This window comes from Microcoleus sp. Aus8_D2 (assembly GCF_036702665.1).
GTDB lineage: Bacteria > Cyanobacteriota > Cyanobacteriia > Cyanobacteriales > Microcoleaceae > Microcoleus.
The window spans coordinates 48695-67573 of record NZ_JAUBUN010000010.1 but is presented as its reverse complement, the minus strand read 5'-3'; the positions used below and the strand labels follow the sequence as shown (position 1 = coordinate 67573).

Sequence of the window (18879 nt, the reverse complement as noted above, 5' to 3'; positions counted from 1 at the left end):
ACCACAACTTCTTCCTTCTTCCTTCTTCCTGATGACGGCAGGACGGCCGGACTACTGACGAATGACGGCCGGACTACTGACGAATGACGAATGACTACTTCCTTCTTATTTATGACTCAAATTCACGTGGCGATCGCAATTTTATACCAAGACGGCAAGTTTCTCTGCCAACTGCGGGACGATGTTCCTAATATCAGATATCCCGGACATTGGGCTTTGTTTGGCGGACACTTGGAACCGGGAGAAACTGCGGAAGTTGCTTTGCTGCGGGAATTAGTAGAGGAAATTGGCTGGGCTCCTGCAAGTGCCTCTTTTTTCTGTCGCGATGTCGAAGGAGATGTGGTTCGCCACGTTTTTCACTCACAACTTAGTGCGGATTTCAAGGATTTAGTTTTGCATGAGGGTTGGGATATGCAGTTGTTGACAGCCCAGGATATTAGGGCTGGTAAATGCTATTCTCATAATTCTAGAGATGTGCGACCTTTCGGCAGTCCTCACCAGCGGATTTTATTGAGTTTTATCGAGTCAATTTGAGATGCTACATCTCCGGCTCGGACTTGTACAAAAGCCAAACTGAGATGCTCGGAGCGAAGTATTTTTGAAGGAACCGGGTTTCTGCCAATCTTGTTAAAAAATTCGCTCTAAAAAAAGGAACTATTACCTATTGCTTTTTAGAGACTTTTGGGGTATATTTTAGAGAATGGGAGTGGTGACATTAAATTTAATTTTGCCAATATTCCCATTATTTGATTGTACTTCAAAAAATGGTCAAAGTCAAGGACTCGACCCTAAAAAAAAAGGCGTTTTTTTTATAGTCAATAAAATAAAATTAACTGGGCGATAACTAATTCTCCGTTAGGGTGAATAAGTTAGTTGAGGGTGTGCTGCGGGCTAAATGTTTTCTGAGTGATATTTGTAAGGTGCGCCGAAGAACACCCTACATTTCAGGTTTTAGGGGTTAAGAGCGAGCAGCAATCATTCCCGTTTGGCGTGCGTAGGCAAACAGCCCTCCGGCATCAATCACTGGCCCGACATCTCCTAAAGGCTTGAGGGAGTAAGTTAGGTTTTGAGTGTGGTTGATAATTCGATCGCCCGCAAAGTCGATCGTCACTTCTTGGCCTGTGACAAATAAGTCGCAGAGTCGATCGACTGATTCGATCGGGTACAATTCGCCAGTAGCCGAGCAATTGCGAAAGAAGATGCGCGCGTAAGACAAGGCTACCACCGCTGTGACGCCGGCTGCCCCCAGAGCGATCGGAGCGTGCTCCCGCGAAGAACCGCAGCCAAAATTTTCGCCCGCAATGATAATCGGATACCGAGTTTTGGTTTCGCCGGGCTCGATAAACTTGCCGTAGCGATCGGGCAACCCAATCATCGCATAACTGCCTAGTTTCTCGTACTCGTCCGGCTTCGAGGGAACCAAGGTCAGGTATTCGGCTGGGATAATTTGATCTGTATCGATGTTGTCATCTAGAACAAAAATTTGACCGCTAATTACTTTACCCATAGTTTATTTCCTGTTGGCGATAGCTCGATTCTGTGGTGATCATTTTAACTGCGATCGGTATGCAAGATTTGCACCTGTTCATTTTAACCTGCGAATGTCAGTGATAACCTGTTTGACATCCTCCCCGACCGTAGAACGGCGAAGATTCCCAAACCTCACGATTTAGGTTTCTGCTTCTCGTGCACCCGCCTTAACAGATTTACTCGCGATCGGGTCTTACAGTCGCTCCACAGACGCTCCACCGCTAGTCCAGCGGTCAAAATATTCTTACTCGCATTGACATCTCGATCGTGGTCACAACCACAACTAGGACATTGCCAATAGCGAATATTCAAAGGCATTTTTGCGACAATATGTCCGCATTGACTGCAACGCTTGGAACTAGGGAAAGATCGATCGATCTTGACCAGGTTCCGCCCGTACCATCTGCATTTGTAGTCCAATTGTCGAACGAACTCATTCCAGCCACTCTCATAAATAGCCAAAGCTAGTTTGTGGTTTCTCACCAGATTCTTAACTGCCAACGACTCAACAGCAATCCTTTGATTTTCGCGTACCAAACGAGTCGTCAACTTCTGCAATAAATCCTGACGAGAATCCGAGATTTTCAGGTGAATTCTAGCAAGCTTAACCCTTGCTTTTTCTCTTTTTTTAGAACCATTCTGTTTGCGAGACAGATTTTTTTGAGCTTTTTTCAATCGCTGATAATGCTTCTTGAATTGCTTCTGGTTAGCCACTCGATCGCCGTTACTGGTAGCAATCAAGCTGGTTGCTCCTAAATCAATCCCGATCGCATTTTCGTTAACTGGCAAGGGTTTGATTGTTGGAGCGTCAAAACGAATGGAAATATGCCAACGTCCAGAGGGATGCAATCTCACAGTTACACTACTAGGTTCACATCCTTTTGGCAGTTGTCTCGACCATCGAATATCCAACGGTTCAAGACTTTTCGCCAGATAAATATTTCTGTCTCTAAACTTAAATGCCGACTTAGTAAATTCAGCACTACCGCCATTTCTTTTATTCTTGAAATTGGGGTATTTTGCCCTACATGAAAAGAAATTAGTAAAAGCAGTTTGAAGGTGTCTCAATCCTTGTTGCAATGGTACACAACTGACCTCGTTGAGAAAATCCAAATCAGCTTGTTTTTTCCATTGGGTCAGCAGGTCGGATGTTTGACTGTATCCAATCCTCTCCTGTCTTTCGTGCCAGCCTTGGGTTCTTTCATGGAGAGCTTTATTGTAAACCAATCAGACGCAGCCCAAAGTGCGCCGCAACAGCGACTCTTGTTCTGGGGTTGGGTAAAATCGGTAACTAAAGGCTTTTTCCCTGCGTAAAATTTTAGCATCTATTTTGCGATCGTGTTAAAATCCTCATATAAATCCGTCTTAGAAGGACGGGGTTTCTACCCAGTTTTTCGATGAGTAAAAATTAGATCCAAAACTTTGGGTTAAAAATTAACAGATTGCTAAGCGTCAAGATATTTTTATGGCGAATCCAATAGATGACATTGCTCGACAAGCTCGCGAGGGCTCGGTTGCATCGATTATTCAAATCCTTAACGACCAACTGGCACAGGTAGGTGTCAGAGCTAGAGCCGTGTTTGCTTCAGGGGTGCTGCAACTGCTGTGCGAAGCTGCAACACCCCAACTGCTCGAACAGTCTAGTTTGGTCGATCGCATCCGAGAAATTTTGGAGGGCCTCTCGCCCCGCAACATTCGCCGAGTCAACATCAACAGTCGGCTGGTGCGAGAACATCAACTGCTGTGGCTGGAAGAAATTAGCCGCGATCCGGAGAATCAATTGCTGTGGTCGCAAGAAATTAAACTCAGAAAGCCGAATTTGTTCAAGCGTTTGGCCCTTTCCCATCACGAACGCCAAGCTGAAAGCAAGCGGGCTTTGCCGAGAATCGCTGCACCTCGCTCGATGCAGCAACCGCGGCAATTTCAGCGGGGGATCGTCGGCGGCCTCAGCTTGACGGTGCTGTTGCTTGCTGCGGTGGCCGCCATCTACAAAGGACTCAATTCCCCAGTCTCAAACAGCACACAAGCCACCACCCAAGCAGTTACCACTGCGAATCCGGCCACACCTGCTGTGAAAATTTCTCAGCAGACTGCTAATTCTGCTGTTGATTCTTTTGCACAAGCTGTGCGAGTGGCCCAGCAAGCAGCCACCGAGGGCAAAACCGCTCAATCTCGCGAAAATTGGTTAGTAGTAGCGACTAAGTGGCAGCAAGCTTCGGATTTGATGGCCGCCGTGCCCCCGAATCATCCCCGCTACACCACTGCTGTCAACCGGACGGCACTTTACCGCCAAAATAGCGATCGAGCGCAACTGGAAGCACAAAATAAGTAAGCAGGGAAGTCAGATAAATTTAACAATAGAACTAGCAAGCGCGTCTCATTGAGTTGCGTTCGATGAGTTTTTGAGCAAAAACTCCGAAACTCTCAGCTCGGTGATGAGTGAGGATTGTTTGATTTTTAATTTTTGCGATCGCCGTCACACGATAGCCTGATTTGTATCACAATAAAAATTTACCAGGATCACAAACTTAAATAGGAAACATCACAGAGTCAGGAGAGGGGTGTCACCAAGCGGTCTCTAGAAAAGCTTCATACTAATAACGGTCAAAATTAGTGGGAATTGGATTTATCCTCATCGGGTAAAGGATGTAAAGTTCATCCCGTACAGATTGAAGGGTAGAAAACAGCCAAATAGAACTCGGTCAGATCTGGGTATATTTTTCACAGATTTAGTTACCCGCCGACGGGCTGCGCAAACACAGAAAGCAGGCTGATCGCAGTCAAGCGGACTGCGATCGATAGGTTATATATTTGCAGCGCGAGCCGGCTCAAACCTCATTAAAATAAAGGCTTCGTTGCCATGATCGATTACCAGGGAAATCAAGATTTTACTCCGATCGACCGATCGCCGTCAGAGTCTTGCACTTTGCATCTACCACAAATCGCAGAACCAGTATCAGTCCAAAAATTTCTGGATCGTCTTATGCAGTACCAGGTCGATCCTGCCCAGGTAGGGCGGCAAATTTACCAAATTCTCGCGACCAAAATCGATCGAGAAATCCTGCCACAAATAGCCAATACTTTGGGGGCGGTCTTGGGGGCAGACTGCTGTGTAGTTGCTGCTGTCAAAGACCAGCAAGTAACAATTCCCCATGGCTTGTGGGAAAGTCGAACCGACGCAAATGCTGCCAATGCCGGAACGGATTTAACTGCAACAGCCGAACTCTCCCAAACCACAAGATTAGAATCGCCTAGCATATCACTCGAACATCCCGTCTTGGCAAAGGTGCTAGCAGACGGCGAGATAGTGGCGATATCAGACTATCTGGAGAGTGGGGCAGCTTCATCGCCCAATTCCCCAGTGACACCGCTGCCTTGGCGGGCAATTTTGGCAGGGCCTGCGCGATTTGGAGGGGCGATCGATGGCATAATGATGGTTGGTAAGTCGCAACCTCACGAGTGGTCGGCAGCCGATCGGCAGTGCCTAGAAGCAGCATCGGATGCGATCGGCATCGCGATTTCTCACATTCAAAAAACTCAAGAAATTGCTAGCTTAAACGAACAGTTACAGCGACAAGCTAAATACAAAAATCTCCTGGGGTCAGTTGCCGCAGCGATCGACACGAGTTCAGAAGTCGATCTAATTTTGCAACGAGTTATTGAAAATACCGTCAATACCCTGCAAGTAGATAGAGGTCAAATCCTGCTGTTGAAATATACAGCTCCTCTATTTAAAACTCGATCGCCCAATCAAACGCCCAAAGAAAAAGTCGAATTAGTTTGCGAATACGCTGTCAAAAAAGATGCAAACAAACAGACAATAGCACCAAGCGATGGGGGCAAACAAAGCACGAGTGCCAAAACAAAAAACAAGGAGAAAACTGCTAATTCCAAATCCAAAATCCCCAACTCAAAATCAAATCATTTCCCTTCTTTTTGGATGTCGGAATCTAGCTTGTTCGAGAAAGCATTCCACAGCGCACCCAAACCCATCGCCTGCGGTGACGCAGGGGAATTAATCGGCAAGGAACAAGAGGGCGCCACAGAAATCTTGAAACTCCAAGGAATTCGCGGCCTGATGCTGGTTCCCCTGACGGGCGCCAACGGAGACGAAACCGTCTTGGGGTTCTTGGTTTTGCAGCACTCCGAACCCCGTCCTTGGAGTTCAGAAGAATTGGAAGTTGTGCAATTAGTCGCCGCTAAAGCGAGCAGGGCAATTATCCAAATCCAGACGCTCAAGGAAACACAAACCCTAGTTTCAGAAAGAACCGCTCAGTTGGAGCAAAGTATCGACGTGCAGGGAAAACTGTACGAACAATCTGCCCATCAACTAGAGCAACTGCGCAACTTGAAGCTGATTAAAGACGAGTTTCTCAGCACTCTGAGTCACGAGTTGCGAACCCCTTTAACAATCATGAAGCTGGCGATTCTGATGCTCAAACAAGCTGAACAGCCGTCAGCGAGTCGGGCTAAGTATCTCGACATTCTAGATCAGCAGTGTTCTAAGGAAACCGCTCTGGTTAACGATTTGCTGGCCCTCAAGCAGTTTGAGCCTCAGCAAGTCCCTATTTCTCTAATCAAAATCGATCTCAAGCGTTTAATAGAAGATTTAGCTGGGGATTTTGAGCAAAAGTGGGCGGATCGGGGATTGACTATCAAGGTAAATTTGCCGAAGCTTGCGCCTTCCTTGGAAACCGAACCCGACATTCTCAAGCGGGTGCTGCTGGAACTGCTGACAAATGCTGGAAAATACTCGGCTTCGGGAACGGCGGTGGTTTTGGAGGCGTCTGAGGCGGGCGACTGCATTGTCTTGAGCGTCTCTAATGTCGGGCGCGGCATTTCTGCTGCTGATTTACCCCACATCTTTGACAAGTTCCGCCGCGGCACTGGCATGACTGACCAAGCTATTCCCGGTACCGGTTTAGGTCTGGCGCTGGTAAAGTGTTTAGTAGAGCACTTGAATGGTACTATTGATGTGTCTAGCTGTCCGGCAGAAAGTTCTGAAGCTGACGAGTTGTGGCGCACATCTTTTACTCTGACTTTGCCGCAATTGCCAGCGAAACTCTCTAATCTAGAATAATAGTTTGGTTGAGAAGCGGCCCTTAATTGGCAGCGAACGGGCGAAGACTTGCCTTGATAGGGAGATTTGGAAATGTGACAAACGCTACCAAATCCTCCTTTTTGATTTGTTTGTCTGGTTGCCCGTATAAATTGCCGATACTCCTCAGGACTTATATGATGTCCGGTTATTTGCCCGTAATTAGCACCTGTTTGTAGTGAGGACTTTAGTCCTCTCTTGATGAATTAATCAGGAATAAATTCCTGACTACGAACTTAACACTTAACTATGGTTGTATAACTGGATTAGCTTAATTATGCAGTTTCGATCAAAGAAACCAGGTTTTATTAACTTTTTCAAAGACCTGCAACGCAGTATTATTGTACATCAAAGCAGGTTGATTTCTCCTGGATTTGCCCTGAAAATAGTCGTACTGCATGGAAATAGATCGTGAATATTATGCTAACAAAAGCTGCACCGAAACTCCTGCGTTGGCAACGTTCTAAATATTCGCCGCTGGCACGACAAATAGACGTTTTTGCTGCGACGGCAAAGTTTATGTTTTTTTTGTGGTGGGATGGACTGCTGCAAGATAACTCTGCTCATACTAGAAGAATTCGCGCCCATTGGTTGGTCAATACTTTGCTGGATTTGGGCCCGACTTTTATTAAAATCGGGCAGTCTCTCTCGACTCGCGCGGATTTGCTGCCGCTGGAGTACGTGAAGGAGTTGGAACAGTTGCAGGATCGGGTTCCTGAGTTTAGTTCCGAAGAGGCGATCGCCCTTGTAGAATCTGAGTTAGGCAAAGATATTTACGCTTTGTACCGCGATTTTGACCCATTGCCGATCGCTGCGGCGAGTCTGGGACAGGTGCACAAAGCGAGGCTGCACACCGGGGAAGATGTGATTGTGAAGGTGCAGCGTCCGGGTTTGGAAAGGTTATTCGATTTGGATGTGAAGGCGGTGCGCCAAGTAATGCGTTTGTGCGATCGCTATTTGCCTGGGACGCGCAAGTACGACCTAGAATCTCTTTATCACGAGTTTTTTAAGATTTTATATCAAGAGATTGACTACGTACAAGAAGGCAAAAATTCCGACCGCTTCAGCCATAATTTTCAGGAATATCCTCAGATTATTATCCCGAAAGTCTACTGGCAATACACGACTAAAAAAGTGCTGACTCTAGAATACGTTCCCGGGATTAAGGTGGACGATCGCATTAGTTTAGAGGCGATTGGAGTAGATATTACAAAGCTCAATCAACTCGGAATTTCCTGTTACTTGAAGCAGTTGCTAATTGACGGTTTTTTTCAAGCTGACCCGCATCCTGGAAATTTAGCGGTGACAGAAGATGGCAGCTTGATTTTTTACGATTTTGGGATGATGGCAGAGGTTAAGTCTCTGGCTAAAGACGAAATGGTCAAGACTTTTTTTGCTGTGCTCAGAAAGGATACGGATCAGGTACTCGATACTTTAATTACGATCGGCTTAGTGGAGCCGATGCCGGATATGATGCCGGTGCGCCGGCTGATTGCTTTTCTGCTGGATAAGTTTATTGATAAGCCGATCGACTTTCAAGCTTTCAATGAAATCAAGAACGAACTGTATATCATGTTCGAGCAACAACCGTTTCGCTTGCCTGCACAAATGATGTTTATTGTCAAGTCGCTGACGACTCTCGACGGCATTGCCAGAACACTCGATCCTCACTACAATTTCTTATCATGCGCTCAACCTTTTGTCAAAACCATTGCGGTGAGTAAAGGACGGAAAAATGCGATCGGAGAATTGGCTCTGCAAGCGCGAAGTTTCATCACCTACAAGTTGCAGCAGCCGAGCAAATCGCAAGTTTTCCTCAAACGCTTGGAGCAGCGGATTGAAGATGGGGAGTTGCAAATTCGTGTCCGTAACATCGAGAGCGATCGCGCCCTGAAACGCATAAATTTAGCTCTGAAAACTCTGATTTTTGCCTGTGTGGCGGGTTTTGGGGCGCTAACGGGTGCGGTGCTGCTGGTGGGCGGATATCAAACGGGGGCGATCGTAGCTTTTGGTGTGTCGGGATGCGCTGGCTTGTTTGTGCTGCGTGCTTTGCTAGATTTGTTGGTGAGGGAAAAGCTCGATCGAATAGCCGAAAAATAAATATACTTGGGAATAAAGTTCGTAGTGAGGACTTTAGTCCTCATTTAAAAAACTAAAGTAAAGACGAATTTCGCTCATGCTTTCTCCTGCATTTTTAGCAGATTTAATGCTGCCAAACGTTCATATTCTGCTTGTTGGGCCGCTAAATCTGCTTCTATTTCTGGTCGATTTGCGTGATAATAAGTCAGTGCAGCATAAACCTGCGCTAAAGTGAGATGATCCTGATCCGCTGCTATTTCCTCAGCACAATTACCTTGTTTGTATAAGACTGCGATTCGCTGCACCGATGTAGCAGTATCTGCAATAATAGGGATGCCATTCCGAAGGTGTGGCTCGCGGGTAATCAAAGTGCCAATATCAGTTAAAGTTGGCCTAGGTGAATCTGGGCTTAAAAATTTGAATTCAAGTATAGCATAAATTTATTAATTTTTTAAGCTATAATCAAATCAACCTGCCCTAAGTATTCCACAAGATAAGCAGCAGGAGGATTTGCTATGTCAACTACTGTTCTAGAAGTTTACGATCGCGTTCTTTCTACCCTTTCACCAAAGGATAGACTGCGCTTGGCAACTCTTATTCTCAACGATTTGGTGCAGCAAAATCTATCGGTTGTCGATGAAAGCGAGACTTGGACTGAAGAAGATAAACTCGATATCACGACATTTTCTTTGCAATACGCGGCCACCATTTTTCCGGAAAATAAGGAGATGTAATGGTGTCTTTTAATCATGGTGATGATCGTCGAAAAAAAAATGGATTTCAATAGCATCGCTCTAACTACTTTAGGCGTTTTTAACTGCAATTGCAAATCATTGAGAGCGGGCGATCGAGCTACGATCGATAAACTTAGCTATAATTGTAGGGAATCAGGTTATACTAAATTAGTAACTAACTTGCAATCAGATATGACTACGGTAGCTATCCTGCCTGTACTTAATACCAACGGTGAGAAATCCTATCGCGCTATTGCGGGCGATCGACAATCTGTCGGTCAAACTGCGGGTCAAGCTTTAGATGCTTTGACTTCTTTGTTAGGCGAAACGGACTTCAGCGCATTAATAGTCATTCAAAGGTTTAATCCTGATGAGTTATTTACTATCCAACAACAAAAAAGATTATCAGAATTAATGAATTTGTGGCGTACAGCGCGCGATCGAGGACAAACTCTTTCTCCCCAACAACAAGCGGAATTAGAAAGTCTTGTCGAAGCTGAACTTAAAGCTGCTACTATTCGGACAGAAGTTCTCGTACAACAATCGAGCTGATGAATCCTAACTACAATTTAGTAGCAGATCGCGCTGCTCATCGTTGCGAATATTGCCGCGCACCTGAAATCGTATTTAACTTTCCTTTTGAGATCGAACATATTGTTCCACTTGATCGAGGCGGTAATGATGAGATTTCAAACTTAGCATTAGCTTGTCGCTCTTGCAATCTGCGGAAAGGAACTAATACAAGCGGAATTGATTCTACATCTAATACAGAAGTTTCCCTGTTTCACCCAAGAGAAAATAGGTGGGAAGAGAATTTTCAAGTGCAAGCTGAGTCAGGTGCGATCGCAGGAATAACACCAGTAGGTAGAGTAACAGTTACAGCTTTGGGAATGAATTCTCAAGCACAGTTAATAGCGCGACAATTATGGATTCGTTTAGGTTTATTTCCCTAGCTTTGCGGATCGCGGGTAATCAAAGTGCCAACATCAGTTAAAGTTGGCATAGGTGAATCTGGGGTAAAAAATTAGATTTTAAGTATAGCATAAATTATTAATATTTTCGACGCGCTGCGACTAAAGAAAGAAACCGGGTTTTTGGCCGAATCGGCGGGTAAAACCGAAGTATTTTTGTCAAAAACCCGGTTTCTCATCTCATGCGTAAGTCCTCCAGGTTTTTCGAATTTAGAGTTGATTAGGACTTACGCACTCACCAAAGAAACCGGGTTTTTACCGAATCTGCTGGCTACAACCAAATATTTCCTAAAAAACCCGGTTTCTGAGCCCCAAATAGTTTGTGTTGGCCAATTGCTATCACCCGAATTTCGCGAGTCTGTTGTTTGAAGAGTAAACCCCCGCGTAGCAGGTAATGACATGACCAAAAGCCGATAACTTCGTAGAAAAAGGTTCTCAAAAAAAGACTTGACAAGGGGCCCAAATCGCTATAGATTACAGCTTACAGCTCTTGATGCGAGAGAAGAACACACCCATAACTCATTAGCCCAAAAACCAAACCATTGCGTTTTAAACCACGGGAGGTGGCCTTTAGGTGCTTGTTTATTATAGGTTATGTCACTGTTGCTCAACCAACTGCCGTTGCTCAACCAACTGCCTCCTTTTCGCCAACTAATACGATCGCCCAGCTTGCATTCAGTCTCATAATCAACTTTACCGCCTACTTCCAACCAGATTTTTTTCTGGACGCTAAAGCCAAAGTGACCCTGACTGTATTTTACCCACAATTGGTCGATCGTCCGTAAATCATCGCAAGGAAAATTATCGATCGAGTCCGTATCGAACCAGCCTTCCTTCTCCCGTCTAGCAGCTTTTAACATTACCTTTCTTGTTTCCCCATCCGCCTCTTTCCACTTCCCCGCCGCCAATAAATCCCGCAGATGAGTATAGTCAACACCCATCGCTGATTTAAGCTGCACCGAAACACCGGCAACCGTTGACGGAATCGGTTCCCGCAGATAACTCAACCAATCTTTCATCGACTGCGGCCGCTTTTGCGGTTCGGATGCCATCCCTTTTTCTATTGCTAAACTCACCCAATCTTGCACCCCAAAATCTTTCGCAGGTGGCAATGCTTCATTTCTAAAATGCCGATTGAGGGAAGCTGTTGGCACTTTTCCCGTTACCGCATAATATAAAGATGCAGCCAAAGCATAAATATCAACCGTTGGTTTGCCACTACCTTCGATATGCTGTTCCCAAGGAGCAAAAGCAGGGTTATGAGGATGTTTGCTGCTAATAATAGTTGGCATTAATTCACTTGCAAGACCAAAATCAATTAATACTGCTTGCCCGTTCGGACGCAACATAATATTACCTGGATGGGCATCTCGATGGACAATTCCTGCTTGGTGAACATCACTTAATGCTTCTCCAATTTGGCGGATAATTGCCACTGCTTCTGTATCCGGGAGTCGCCCCTGTTGCTGCTGTACTGTATCCCATAAACTTTGCCCGACTATTAAATCCATTACCAAACAGTGAAGGCCTGCTTCCTCAAACAAATCGCTAATGCGGACAATTCCAGGATGCGCGTTTTGGCAAAATTTGGCTAAGATTTGCCCTTCGCGGATAAATCTGCGGACAAAGTTTGCGTATTCCGGGTCATTTTGCAAACTCAGATTCGGCGTTTTGAGAACAACTTGATAGTTAAGTTGCAAGTGTGTGGCTTTGTAAGTCATGCCAAATCCCCCCATTCCGAGGATGGTGTCGATGCGGTAGGGGCGAGTTTTGAGGATTTGTCCGGGCGTCCACAGCATGGCAGGTTGCTTAAATTCTTTCTAATTGCTAATTATGATAAACTGTCTCGCTTCTAAAAAGCAACGAACAGGAAGCAATAACAGGATTTACCGACTCCGACAAAGAAACCGGGTTTTTACCGAATTTGTCGGTGACAACGAAGTATTTCGGAAAAAACCCGGTTTCTGATCCCGAAACTAAAGAAAAGAAACCGGGTTTTTTACCGAATTTGCGAGTTTCAACGAAGTATTCTCCCCAAAAACCCGGTTTCCGATCGCCCGTGCGTAATTCCTAAGCAAGAAGGGCGAGCATATTGCCCACCCTTTTTGCTAGATATCAATTTGATATCGGAGTTAAATTTTCAATACCCCCAGGGGAATTCGAATCCCCGTCGCATCCGTGAAAGGGATGTGTCCTAGGCCTCTAGACGATGGGGGCGCGTTTTGCGTTGCGTTTGCTTGTGTTCCGCACCTTTATTACCTTAACTAATCTTTCTGAATTTGTCAACTACTTTGCGAAAGTTTTTTTTCTAGTCGTCCGAAAGTTGCTCGCAGTAGGCTTTGAGGATGGCGGCGCAATTGCCGATCGCCCCCAAGTGAGCAATTTCATACCCGTGGGTATTCTGCGTCGGGAAAGCCAAACAAGCGGCGCGGGCGACATGGCCGAACTTCATGGCGATCGAAGCATCGCTCCCAAAACCGCTAATCACCGCCAACTGCACCTCTACATCGACTGCTGCGGCTGCTGCGCCTAATTGGCCGTTCAATCCTTCATCGTAGACTCCGTAGCCGTCCTGAACCAGCAACACCGGGTTTTCGCCATCTGCGATCGGGTATTCCGGCGCGATCGGGCAAATTTCCAAAGCAATCAGCGCGTCCAACGGCTGGCGCTGCGTGAAATACAAAGCTCCGATCGCCCCAACCTCCTCCTTCGCCGACGCCACCAAATAAACATTCACCGCAGGCTCTGTCAAATATTCCGCCAGAGCCAGCAAAATCGCGACAGAAGCCTTGTTGTCCAGGGTGTAGCTCGCGATCCAATCTTTCAAGCGCAGGGGCTGTTTGCGGTGCTTTCCAACCACCATCCGCGTACCCGGCCGAATTCCGGCCTCGGCTAATTCCTCGGTAGTACACTTGGTTTCGATCCAGGCATTTTCCCACTTGACAGCAGCATCTTCCTGCTGAGCTTTTTGAGGAGATTCGTGAGAAACGTGGCGACTCCCGAAGCTGAGAATGCCACTAATTGTTTGCTTGTCGCCCAACAAATCGACCACGCCTTCGCCGTAAACCCAAGGAAACGCGCCGCCCAACCTGCGGACTTCGACGCGGCCGCGATCGCCTATTGTTTTAACTAAGGCGCCAATTTCGTCTTTGTGGGCGGTAATGGCGATCGACTTTTCTCGATTGCGCCCGGGAATTAGGGCGATCGCATTGTCAGCGCGATCGATCCAAGCATTCACTCCCAGGGCGGCGAACTTTTCTATCAACCGCTGGTTAATTTCCGACTCCGCACCGCTGGGGGAATGCAGCATGACTAATTCTGCGATTGTGTGGAACAGGCGATCGAACTCTAACATTTTTGATTCCGGCGTTTGGGAGCGTATTTTGACATATATTAAAGCAGATTTATTCTGTCTAGCAATCCTCTTTTCTGAAGTGAACCAGATTTCCCAAACTCATACCATATTAGTAGGGTGCGTCGCCCTTGAAAATCCCTCAAAAAAGAGCGACTATTTCCTAGCGACGCACCTTTTTCCCCAACTCATACCATATTAGTAGTCGCCCTTGAAAATCCCTCAAAAAAGAGCGACTATTTCCTAGCGACGCACCTTACAAAATAGTTGAGAAAACAAAGAAATTTTGGGGCTTATTTTGACGGGAACTTGTATATGAGGTGCGTCGCCCTAGAAAAATCGATTAAATTTAGGAAATTTTCAGGGCGACGCACCCTACAAATACTTTGCGCGCCGATCTCAGAAACCGGGTTTCTTGCGATATTTCTCGTCACCCAACCTAAAATTCGGAGAAACCCGGTTTCTCGCCCCTACATCTATAGTCCGAAATATTGTTATCATAAAAATGAAAATATACTCAACTTATTCCTATGCTTTTCCATAAACTTCAGCAACTGATGCAGCGCCAAATTAGAGCCAAAAAGTTAGGCATAAAATTCAACAGAGTTGCTAGCTTTCAATTGCCAGATAATTTGCTTGTACAAGGAAAGCGCCATCAAGTAAATGTGCCTTCAGAGAAAGGTATGGATGGAGAATTTATAGAAGTGCTTTTAGACGACTGCTACGGAGTCGAGCAATTATCCCAATCGCTGAGGACAATTATTGATATTGGAGCCAATGTCGGGTTATTTCCAATTGCTGCGAGGAACAGGTTTCCCCAGGCGGTGATTCACGCCTACGAAGCTAATCCCAACTTGGAAATTTACCTCAAACATCAATCTGAAATCGCAAAATTTACGTATTTTATGGAAGCTTTGGGAGACCGAGATGGTAAAGTAGTTCTGGATATTCGGGAAGTCTCGGGAAAAACGCGATCGACTGTCAGCGAAAACGGCGATGTACCGATGGTATCGTTGAAAAGGGCGATCGATCGCATTGGCGGCAGCGTCGATTTAGCCAAAGTAGACTGCGAAGGTGCAGAATGGCTGTTATTTGAAGACCGAGATTCTTGGAAACTGGTGCAAAACCTGTCTTTAGAATATCACTTGTGGTCTGGTCACACTCACGCCGAAACCCGACAAGTTATTGAAAACTTAGGCTTTCGGGTCAGAAAGCAAATGCCAATAGATAAATGGTACGGCTCGATATTAGCATCCCGAACCCCCTACCCTAAATAAGGTTAGTAGTGAGGACTTCAGTCCTTCTTTTCTTGAGGACTGAAGTCCTCACTACTAACCAATAACATAGCTTCGATTAAATCAGTTCTTCCCCTTGATTAAAACTGTGCATTCCTTGATTTTCATCGACACGAACAATAGGCTCTTCGGGAATATTGAGGATGCCTGTGAATGCTTCTTGACTTGCTTGCAAAGCTTGTTCCTTGTTTTTTCTAGCGGCAAGTTCGCGCTGCAACTTGTCAATTGTCCGTTGAAAACGAGCTGCTTGCCTGAGGATTTCCTGTTCCGAAAAATCCAGTAATTGAATCAAATTAGAAATTTGATATTCCAGTAATTGAGTTTCATAAATATTGTGATAATTCACAATAATTTCCGATTTATTTGAGGAATCAAAAACAACTTTTTCGTCGGATAAAGACAGGGATGTTTTGACACTAAGTGCCAAATGTTTAAACATTTGGGCCGTGCTTGGGGGAATTTTTACTTTCAGGAAAATGACTACAGCAAACAAACTTCCTGACCGCAGAAGTCCCCCAAATCCCAAGACCGACTTAACTTGGTAGGGGATAATTAAGGAATCTTGTTCGGGAATAAAGGGGCTGCCTTTTGCCTCTGATACGTGAAAAATATTTAATGGTGCGGGTTCTAATTGCAGGAATCTTTCTCGCTCGGTTCCGAGGACTGTAGGAATGTCTAAACCGAAGTGCCGGATTATTTCGGAAATCGCCGGGTTTTTAGCTACTAATTCGGCGCTAACTAACGGAATAGCTGTATTTTCTGCTGCTGTGTGCCGAGAATTCCAATGGGGTTCTGGGCCGGCTGCTGCTAGCAGAGTCCAGCATTTCATGTCGGGGGCGGGGGAATTTCCGTTCATCAAGCGGCGGGCGGATTGTTGCAAGGAGTCTTCTAGTTCCCCGTAGGGATGAGTTTTGAACAAACGCACTAAAACACAGGTATTTTCTCCGGTTTGCGAATCGCAAAAATGTTGGTAAATATACTTGACAATTTTCTGGCTGCTGGCTTCCATACTAGCAGCATTTCTACCGAACTGGCGCAGGACTAAACTGCATTTCGCGATGTCTTGCGGGGTAAATAGGGTAATATCGTACATTGAAAAACGCTCTCCCAGACTCAAACACTCTTTTTCATTTATCCTTAAGTCCGTTACCCCATCCGGAATCCTACTGAGAGTTTTTCCAAGTGCTAGTTAAAATATGTACAAAGTTTGCCAGCCAAATGCAGCGCTTGTCTGGCAGGATACAGAAATTAAGACTAAGCAAGAGTAATAGAAAAAATCTATCCCGTAGCGCGCGCACCGCGCACAGAGAGGCCGATGTATGATTTATGGCGTTTGCAAGGATTTGTGACGGTGACTCGGGCAGAGAAATTAAAGAAGCGAGACTTTTCTACCAGAGTCAGGATCGTAATCTAACAGGTTCGATCGTTCGGACTTCAGTCCTCAGCAAAAGAAGGACTGAAGTCCGAACGATCGAACCTTTTTTGTTTAAGTTGAGGCTTTGTTTAAAACTTTTAATCATCCTAAACAACTCTACTGGGCTGGTTGAGACTTGGCTTGCAGAGCATCTTTAGCCGACAATCCCTGATCTTGTATGCCAAAATACCACAAACTTGCAGCAGCTTCGGCGCGAGTCACGGATTTCTTGGGCTGAAACAGAGTTGTAAAACCAAAAACCCGGCGAATATTCGCCAAGTCTCCATTGTTGAAATCAGCTAAAATTGCCCGCGACGCCTGGGAATCAATCTTAGAAGCATCTTGAAAACCCCACTTTTCTTTCACTCCCTCAATGTTTGCTGTGGGTAAAACTTGACGAGTATCTAATGGTACTTTCCAGAGAATCATTGTTTCGCGGGTTAAAGGTGCATCCGGGCGAAATTTCACATCTTTCGTTTCTCCTGAAAGTGAACTCTGAATTAAACCCGCTTCTGCTAAACCTTGAATTGCTGAAAAATCTGGGTCTGTTTTGGGTATGTCAGAAAAGGCTGGTTCGCTAGAGTCTACTGCTAATCTAATTTGTTTGGCTTGACGGCTGGCATAAATTTGATTGTTTGCTGCTACTAACCAGCGGGCGTATTCGCGGCGAGTGATTATTTTGTTGGGTTCGGGTAAAGTGCTGCCTGTTTCTAAGTTAGCATTTTTTTTCGCTCGCACTTTCAGCACTTCCAACTGAGCCAAATCTGCCACATACTGCTGCAACTGTTGAGGAATTTTGGTGTCTAGTTGGCTAACTTTTGCTGATTTTGGCGAAGCGGATGGGGTTGGAGTGCTTCCCTCTGAATTTGATGGAGTCGGTGAAGCGGTTGGAGATGGGCTAGACTCGGAGTTGTTAGGTTGGGGACTGGCTGCAATTTCTGGGCTGTCTTTGCTGTAGTCGATCGCAAATTCTGTGGATCCCCCTACTTTCTGAGTCGGAGAAAGCGACACTGTTACCTGCAATTTATCTCGGGTTGCGACTAAAGCACCTTGTCCGTCTGCGGTTGGGAGGCTGACTATTTTCCAGTTGCGGCGCCCAAACTCTAATTGATAAAAGTTCTGAACCGAATTAACCGGATCTGTGCTTTCCCAGCGCAGCCGCACGTTTTTTGACGGCGCATCGGTTGGCGCACCAACTTCGATTAACTGAGCATTAGGATAGAGTGGAATCTCTTTGGGGAAATCGTCCGGGAGTTTGGCTGTAGAGTTTGTTTCAACTGCTGTTGCTGGTGGCGGGTAAGAAAAAACTGCTGGATTTTGTTGTAATTTCGGATCGGCTGCTACGGATTGTTCGAGTGCCTTGCTGTTGGGGCTGTTTGCGCAAGCTGTGACAGCAGCCAGCAGACACACAGCTAGCCAAGTATTTACAGCAGCGAGTATATTGGTTTTATTGGTTTTACTGGTTTTAGCTGGCGATCGCCCGATCGAGTTGCGTTGCCGTTGAGTAAATATAGTATTCAGCATAAATCCCTCGTTTGCGGATATATTTCTAGGCTAGCGCAGATCGATCGGACAAATATATTTTTTAATCAAATGAAATTATTGCATATAATCCTAGTTACTGCTACATTACTTGTCTCGGCCCTCAAGTTTGCCAGTCCCGAAAAAGCTGAAGCAGCCCCCCTGCGGGCGCCACTTCCTCAGCCGGAGTGGCAGCCATTTTGCTCGGCGATGGGTCAGTTTGCGATCGATATGCCAGGAACTCCCAAAATTAATACTGAAACTTTTTCAACTCAAATTACCACTCATACATACAGATCGATCTTAAAAAATAAAGAAACTTATTTACTTCAATACTTTGACCTAGATTTTCGGATCAGCAACAAGAATATCAAAATTACTTTAAATAATGCAGTTGATTTTTTTGTCGTGGGGGCAAATGCAAAATTGCTCCAAGTGCGGGATATTTCCCTGGGCGGATATCCGGGAAAAGAGTTTGAGTTTCAGCCGCTTTCCGCCAAGGAACCTGTAGGTGTAGGTCAAGTTTTTTTGGTGGAAACGCGCGTTTACGGGCTGGTTGTCACTACTCCAGAACCAGAAAATGCTCAAAAATTTCTCGACTCTTTTCGTTTGTATTGAAGAAGGAAGTTCGGCAACGGATGTCAGCGATCAGTCATTAGCGATCAGTCATTAGCGATTAGTCATTAGCGATCAGTGATTAGTCATTAGTGATTAGCGATCAGTCATTAGTGATTAGTCATTAGTGATTAGCGATCAGTCATTAGCGATTAGTCATTAGTCATCAGTCATTAGCGATCAGTCATTAGTCATCAGTCATTAGTCATCAGTCATTAGTCATCAGTCATTAGTCATCAGTCATTAGTCATCAGTCATTAGTCATCAGTC

General features: G+C 45.5%; 17 protein-coding genes and 1 tRNA gene. 9 read left to right on the top strand and 9 right to left on the bottom strand.

Annotation, left to right across the window (positions count from 1 at the left end; genetic code table 11):
• Positions 1-111: 111 nt before the first annotated feature.
• Entirely contained in the window at positions 112-534 is a 423-nt protein-coding gene (locus QUB64_RS10470; protein ID WP_442921649.1) for an NUDIX hydrolase, read from the top strand.
• Between the two features lie 424 nt (positions 535-958).
• Here QUB64_RS10470 and QUB64_RS10465 read toward each other — a convergent pair whose 3' ends face one another.
• The 3 genes from QUB64_RS10465 to QUB64_RS32955 all read right to left on the bottom strand — a co-directional run bounded on the left by QUB64_RS10465 (position 959) and on the right by QUB64_RS32955 (position 2847).
• Positions 959-1507, bottom strand: a complete 549-nt coding sequence (locus QUB64_RS10465) for a LeuD/DmdB family oxidoreductase small subunit (RefSeq protein ID WP_333265510.1) — start codon at positions 1505-1507, stop codon at positions 959-961.
• A 155-nt stretch (positions 1508-1662) separates the two neighbouring features.
• The gene (locus tag QUB64_RS10460; RefSeq protein ID WP_442921645.1) at positions 1663-2757 is read right to left on the bottom strand and encodes an RNA-guided endonuclease InsQ/TnpB family protein; all 1095 of its coding nucleotides are present in this window, start codon (positions 2755-2757) and stop codon (positions 1663-1665) included.
• Complete coding sequence (locus QUB64_RS32955) at positions 2758-2847, bottom strand: helix-turn-helix domain-containing protein (RefSeq protein WP_442921648.1); 90 nt, start codon at positions 2845-2847, stop codon at positions 2758-2760.
• A 148-nt stretch (positions 2848-2995) separates the two neighbouring features.
• Here QUB64_RS32955 and QUB64_RS10455 point away from each other — a divergent pair, with 148 nt between their 5' ends.
• The 3 genes from QUB64_RS10455 (at position 2996) to QUB64_RS10445 (ending at position 8728) form a co-directional block, all read left to right on the top strand.
• Positions 2996-3862 (top strand): hypothetical protein, encoded by an 867-nt coding sequence (locus QUB64_RS10455; RefSeq protein ID WP_333265511.1) that lies wholly within the window; start codon positions 2996-2998, stop codon positions 3860-3862.
• A gap of 528 nt (positions 3863-4390) precedes the next feature.
• Positions 4391-6610, top strand: coding sequence for a sensor histidine kinase (locus QUB64_RS10450; protein ID WP_333265513.1), 2220 nt, complete (start codon positions 4391-4393; stop codon positions 6608-6610).
• A 438-nt stretch (positions 6611-7048) separates the two neighbouring features.
• Positions 7049-8728: an ABC1 kinase family protein gene (locus tag QUB64_RS10445; protein ID WP_333265946.1), complete on the top strand. Its 1680-nt coding sequence runs from the start codon at positions 7049-7051 to the stop codon at positions 8726-8728.
• A 74-nt stretch (positions 8729-8802) separates the two neighbouring features.
• Here the strand turns inward: QUB64_RS10445 and QUB64_RS10440 are convergent, their stop codons facing one another.
• Positions 8803-9075, bottom strand: coding sequence for a DUF433 domain-containing protein (locus tag QUB64_RS10440; RefSeq protein ID WP_333265515.1), 273 nt, complete (start codon positions 9073-9075; stop codon positions 8803-8805).
• Positions 9076-9222: 147 nt separating this feature from the next.
• On the opposite strand from QUB64_RS10440, the gene QUB64_RS10435 reads away from it, so the two are divergent.
• The 3 genes from QUB64_RS10435 to QUB64_RS10425 are packed head-to-tail and all read left to right on the top strand — an operon-like array spanning position 9223 to position 10394.
• Complete coding sequence (locus QUB64_RS10435) at positions 9223-9441, top strand: hypothetical protein (RefSeq protein ID WP_333265517.1); 219 nt, start codon at positions 9223-9225, stop codon at positions 9439-9441.
• A gap of 39 nt (positions 9442-9480) precedes the next feature.
• Positions 9481-9993, top strand: coding sequence for a hypothetical protein (locus tag QUB64_RS10430; protein ID WP_333265519.1), 513 nt, complete (start codon positions 9481-9483; stop codon positions 9991-9993).
• A complete protein-coding gene (locus QUB64_RS10425) occupies positions 9993-10394 on the top strand; it encodes an HNH endonuclease (RefSeq protein WP_333265521.1) in 402 nt (133 codons plus the stop codon). The genes QUB64_RS10430 and QUB64_RS10425 overlap by 1 nt, the downstream gene beginning before the upstream one ends.
• 485 nt (positions 10395-10879) lie before the next feature.
• Here the strand turns inward: QUB64_RS10425 and QUB64_RS10420 are convergent, their stop codons facing one another.
• The 3 genes from QUB64_RS10420 to QUB64_RS10410 form a co-directional block, all read right to left on the bottom strand.
• Positions 10880-12211, bottom strand: coding sequence for a serine/threonine-protein kinase (locus tag QUB64_RS10420; protein ID WP_333265523.1), 1332 nt, complete (start codon positions 12209-12211; stop codon positions 10880-10882).
• 345 nt (positions 12212-12556) lie between these two features.
• Positions 12557-12629 (bottom strand) — tRNA-Glu (locus QUB64_RS10415).
• Positions 12630-12720: 91 nt separating this feature from the next.
• Positions 12721-13767 carry a M42 family metallopeptidase gene (locus tag QUB64_RS10410; RefSeq protein WP_333265525.1) on the bottom strand — a complete coding sequence of 349 codons (1047 nt, stop codon included), beginning with the start codon at positions 13765-13767 and terminating at the stop codon, positions 12721-12723.
• 527 nt (positions 13768-14294) lie between these two features.
• Here QUB64_RS10410 and QUB64_RS10405 point away from each other — a divergent pair.
• On the top strand, positions 14295-15041 hold the full coding sequence (locus QUB64_RS10405) for an FkbM family methyltransferase (RefSeq protein ID WP_333265527.1): 747 nt from the start codon (positions 14295-14297) through the stop codon (positions 15039-15041).
• A gap of 76 nt (positions 15042-15117) precedes the next feature.
• Here the strand turns inward: QUB64_RS10405 and QUB64_RS10400 are convergent, their stop codons facing one another.
• A complete protein-coding gene (locus tag QUB64_RS10400; protein ID WP_333265529.1) occupies positions 15118-16152 on the bottom strand; it encodes a histidine kinase in 1035 nt (344 codons plus the stop codon).
• Between the two features lie 438 nt (positions 16153-16590).
• Positions 16591-17997, bottom strand: a complete 1407-nt coding sequence (locus QUB64_RS10395; protein WP_333265531.1) for an S-layer homology domain-containing protein — start codon at positions 17995-17997, stop codon at positions 16591-16593.
• Between the two features lie 69 nt (positions 17998-18066).
• Between QUB64_RS10395 and QUB64_RS10390 the strand changes: the two genes are divergently transcribed.
• A complete protein-coding gene (locus QUB64_RS10390; protein WP_333265534.1) occupies positions 18067-18612 on the top strand; it encodes a hypothetical protein in 546 nt (181 codons plus the stop codon).
• Positions 18613-18879 lie beyond the last annotated feature (267 nt).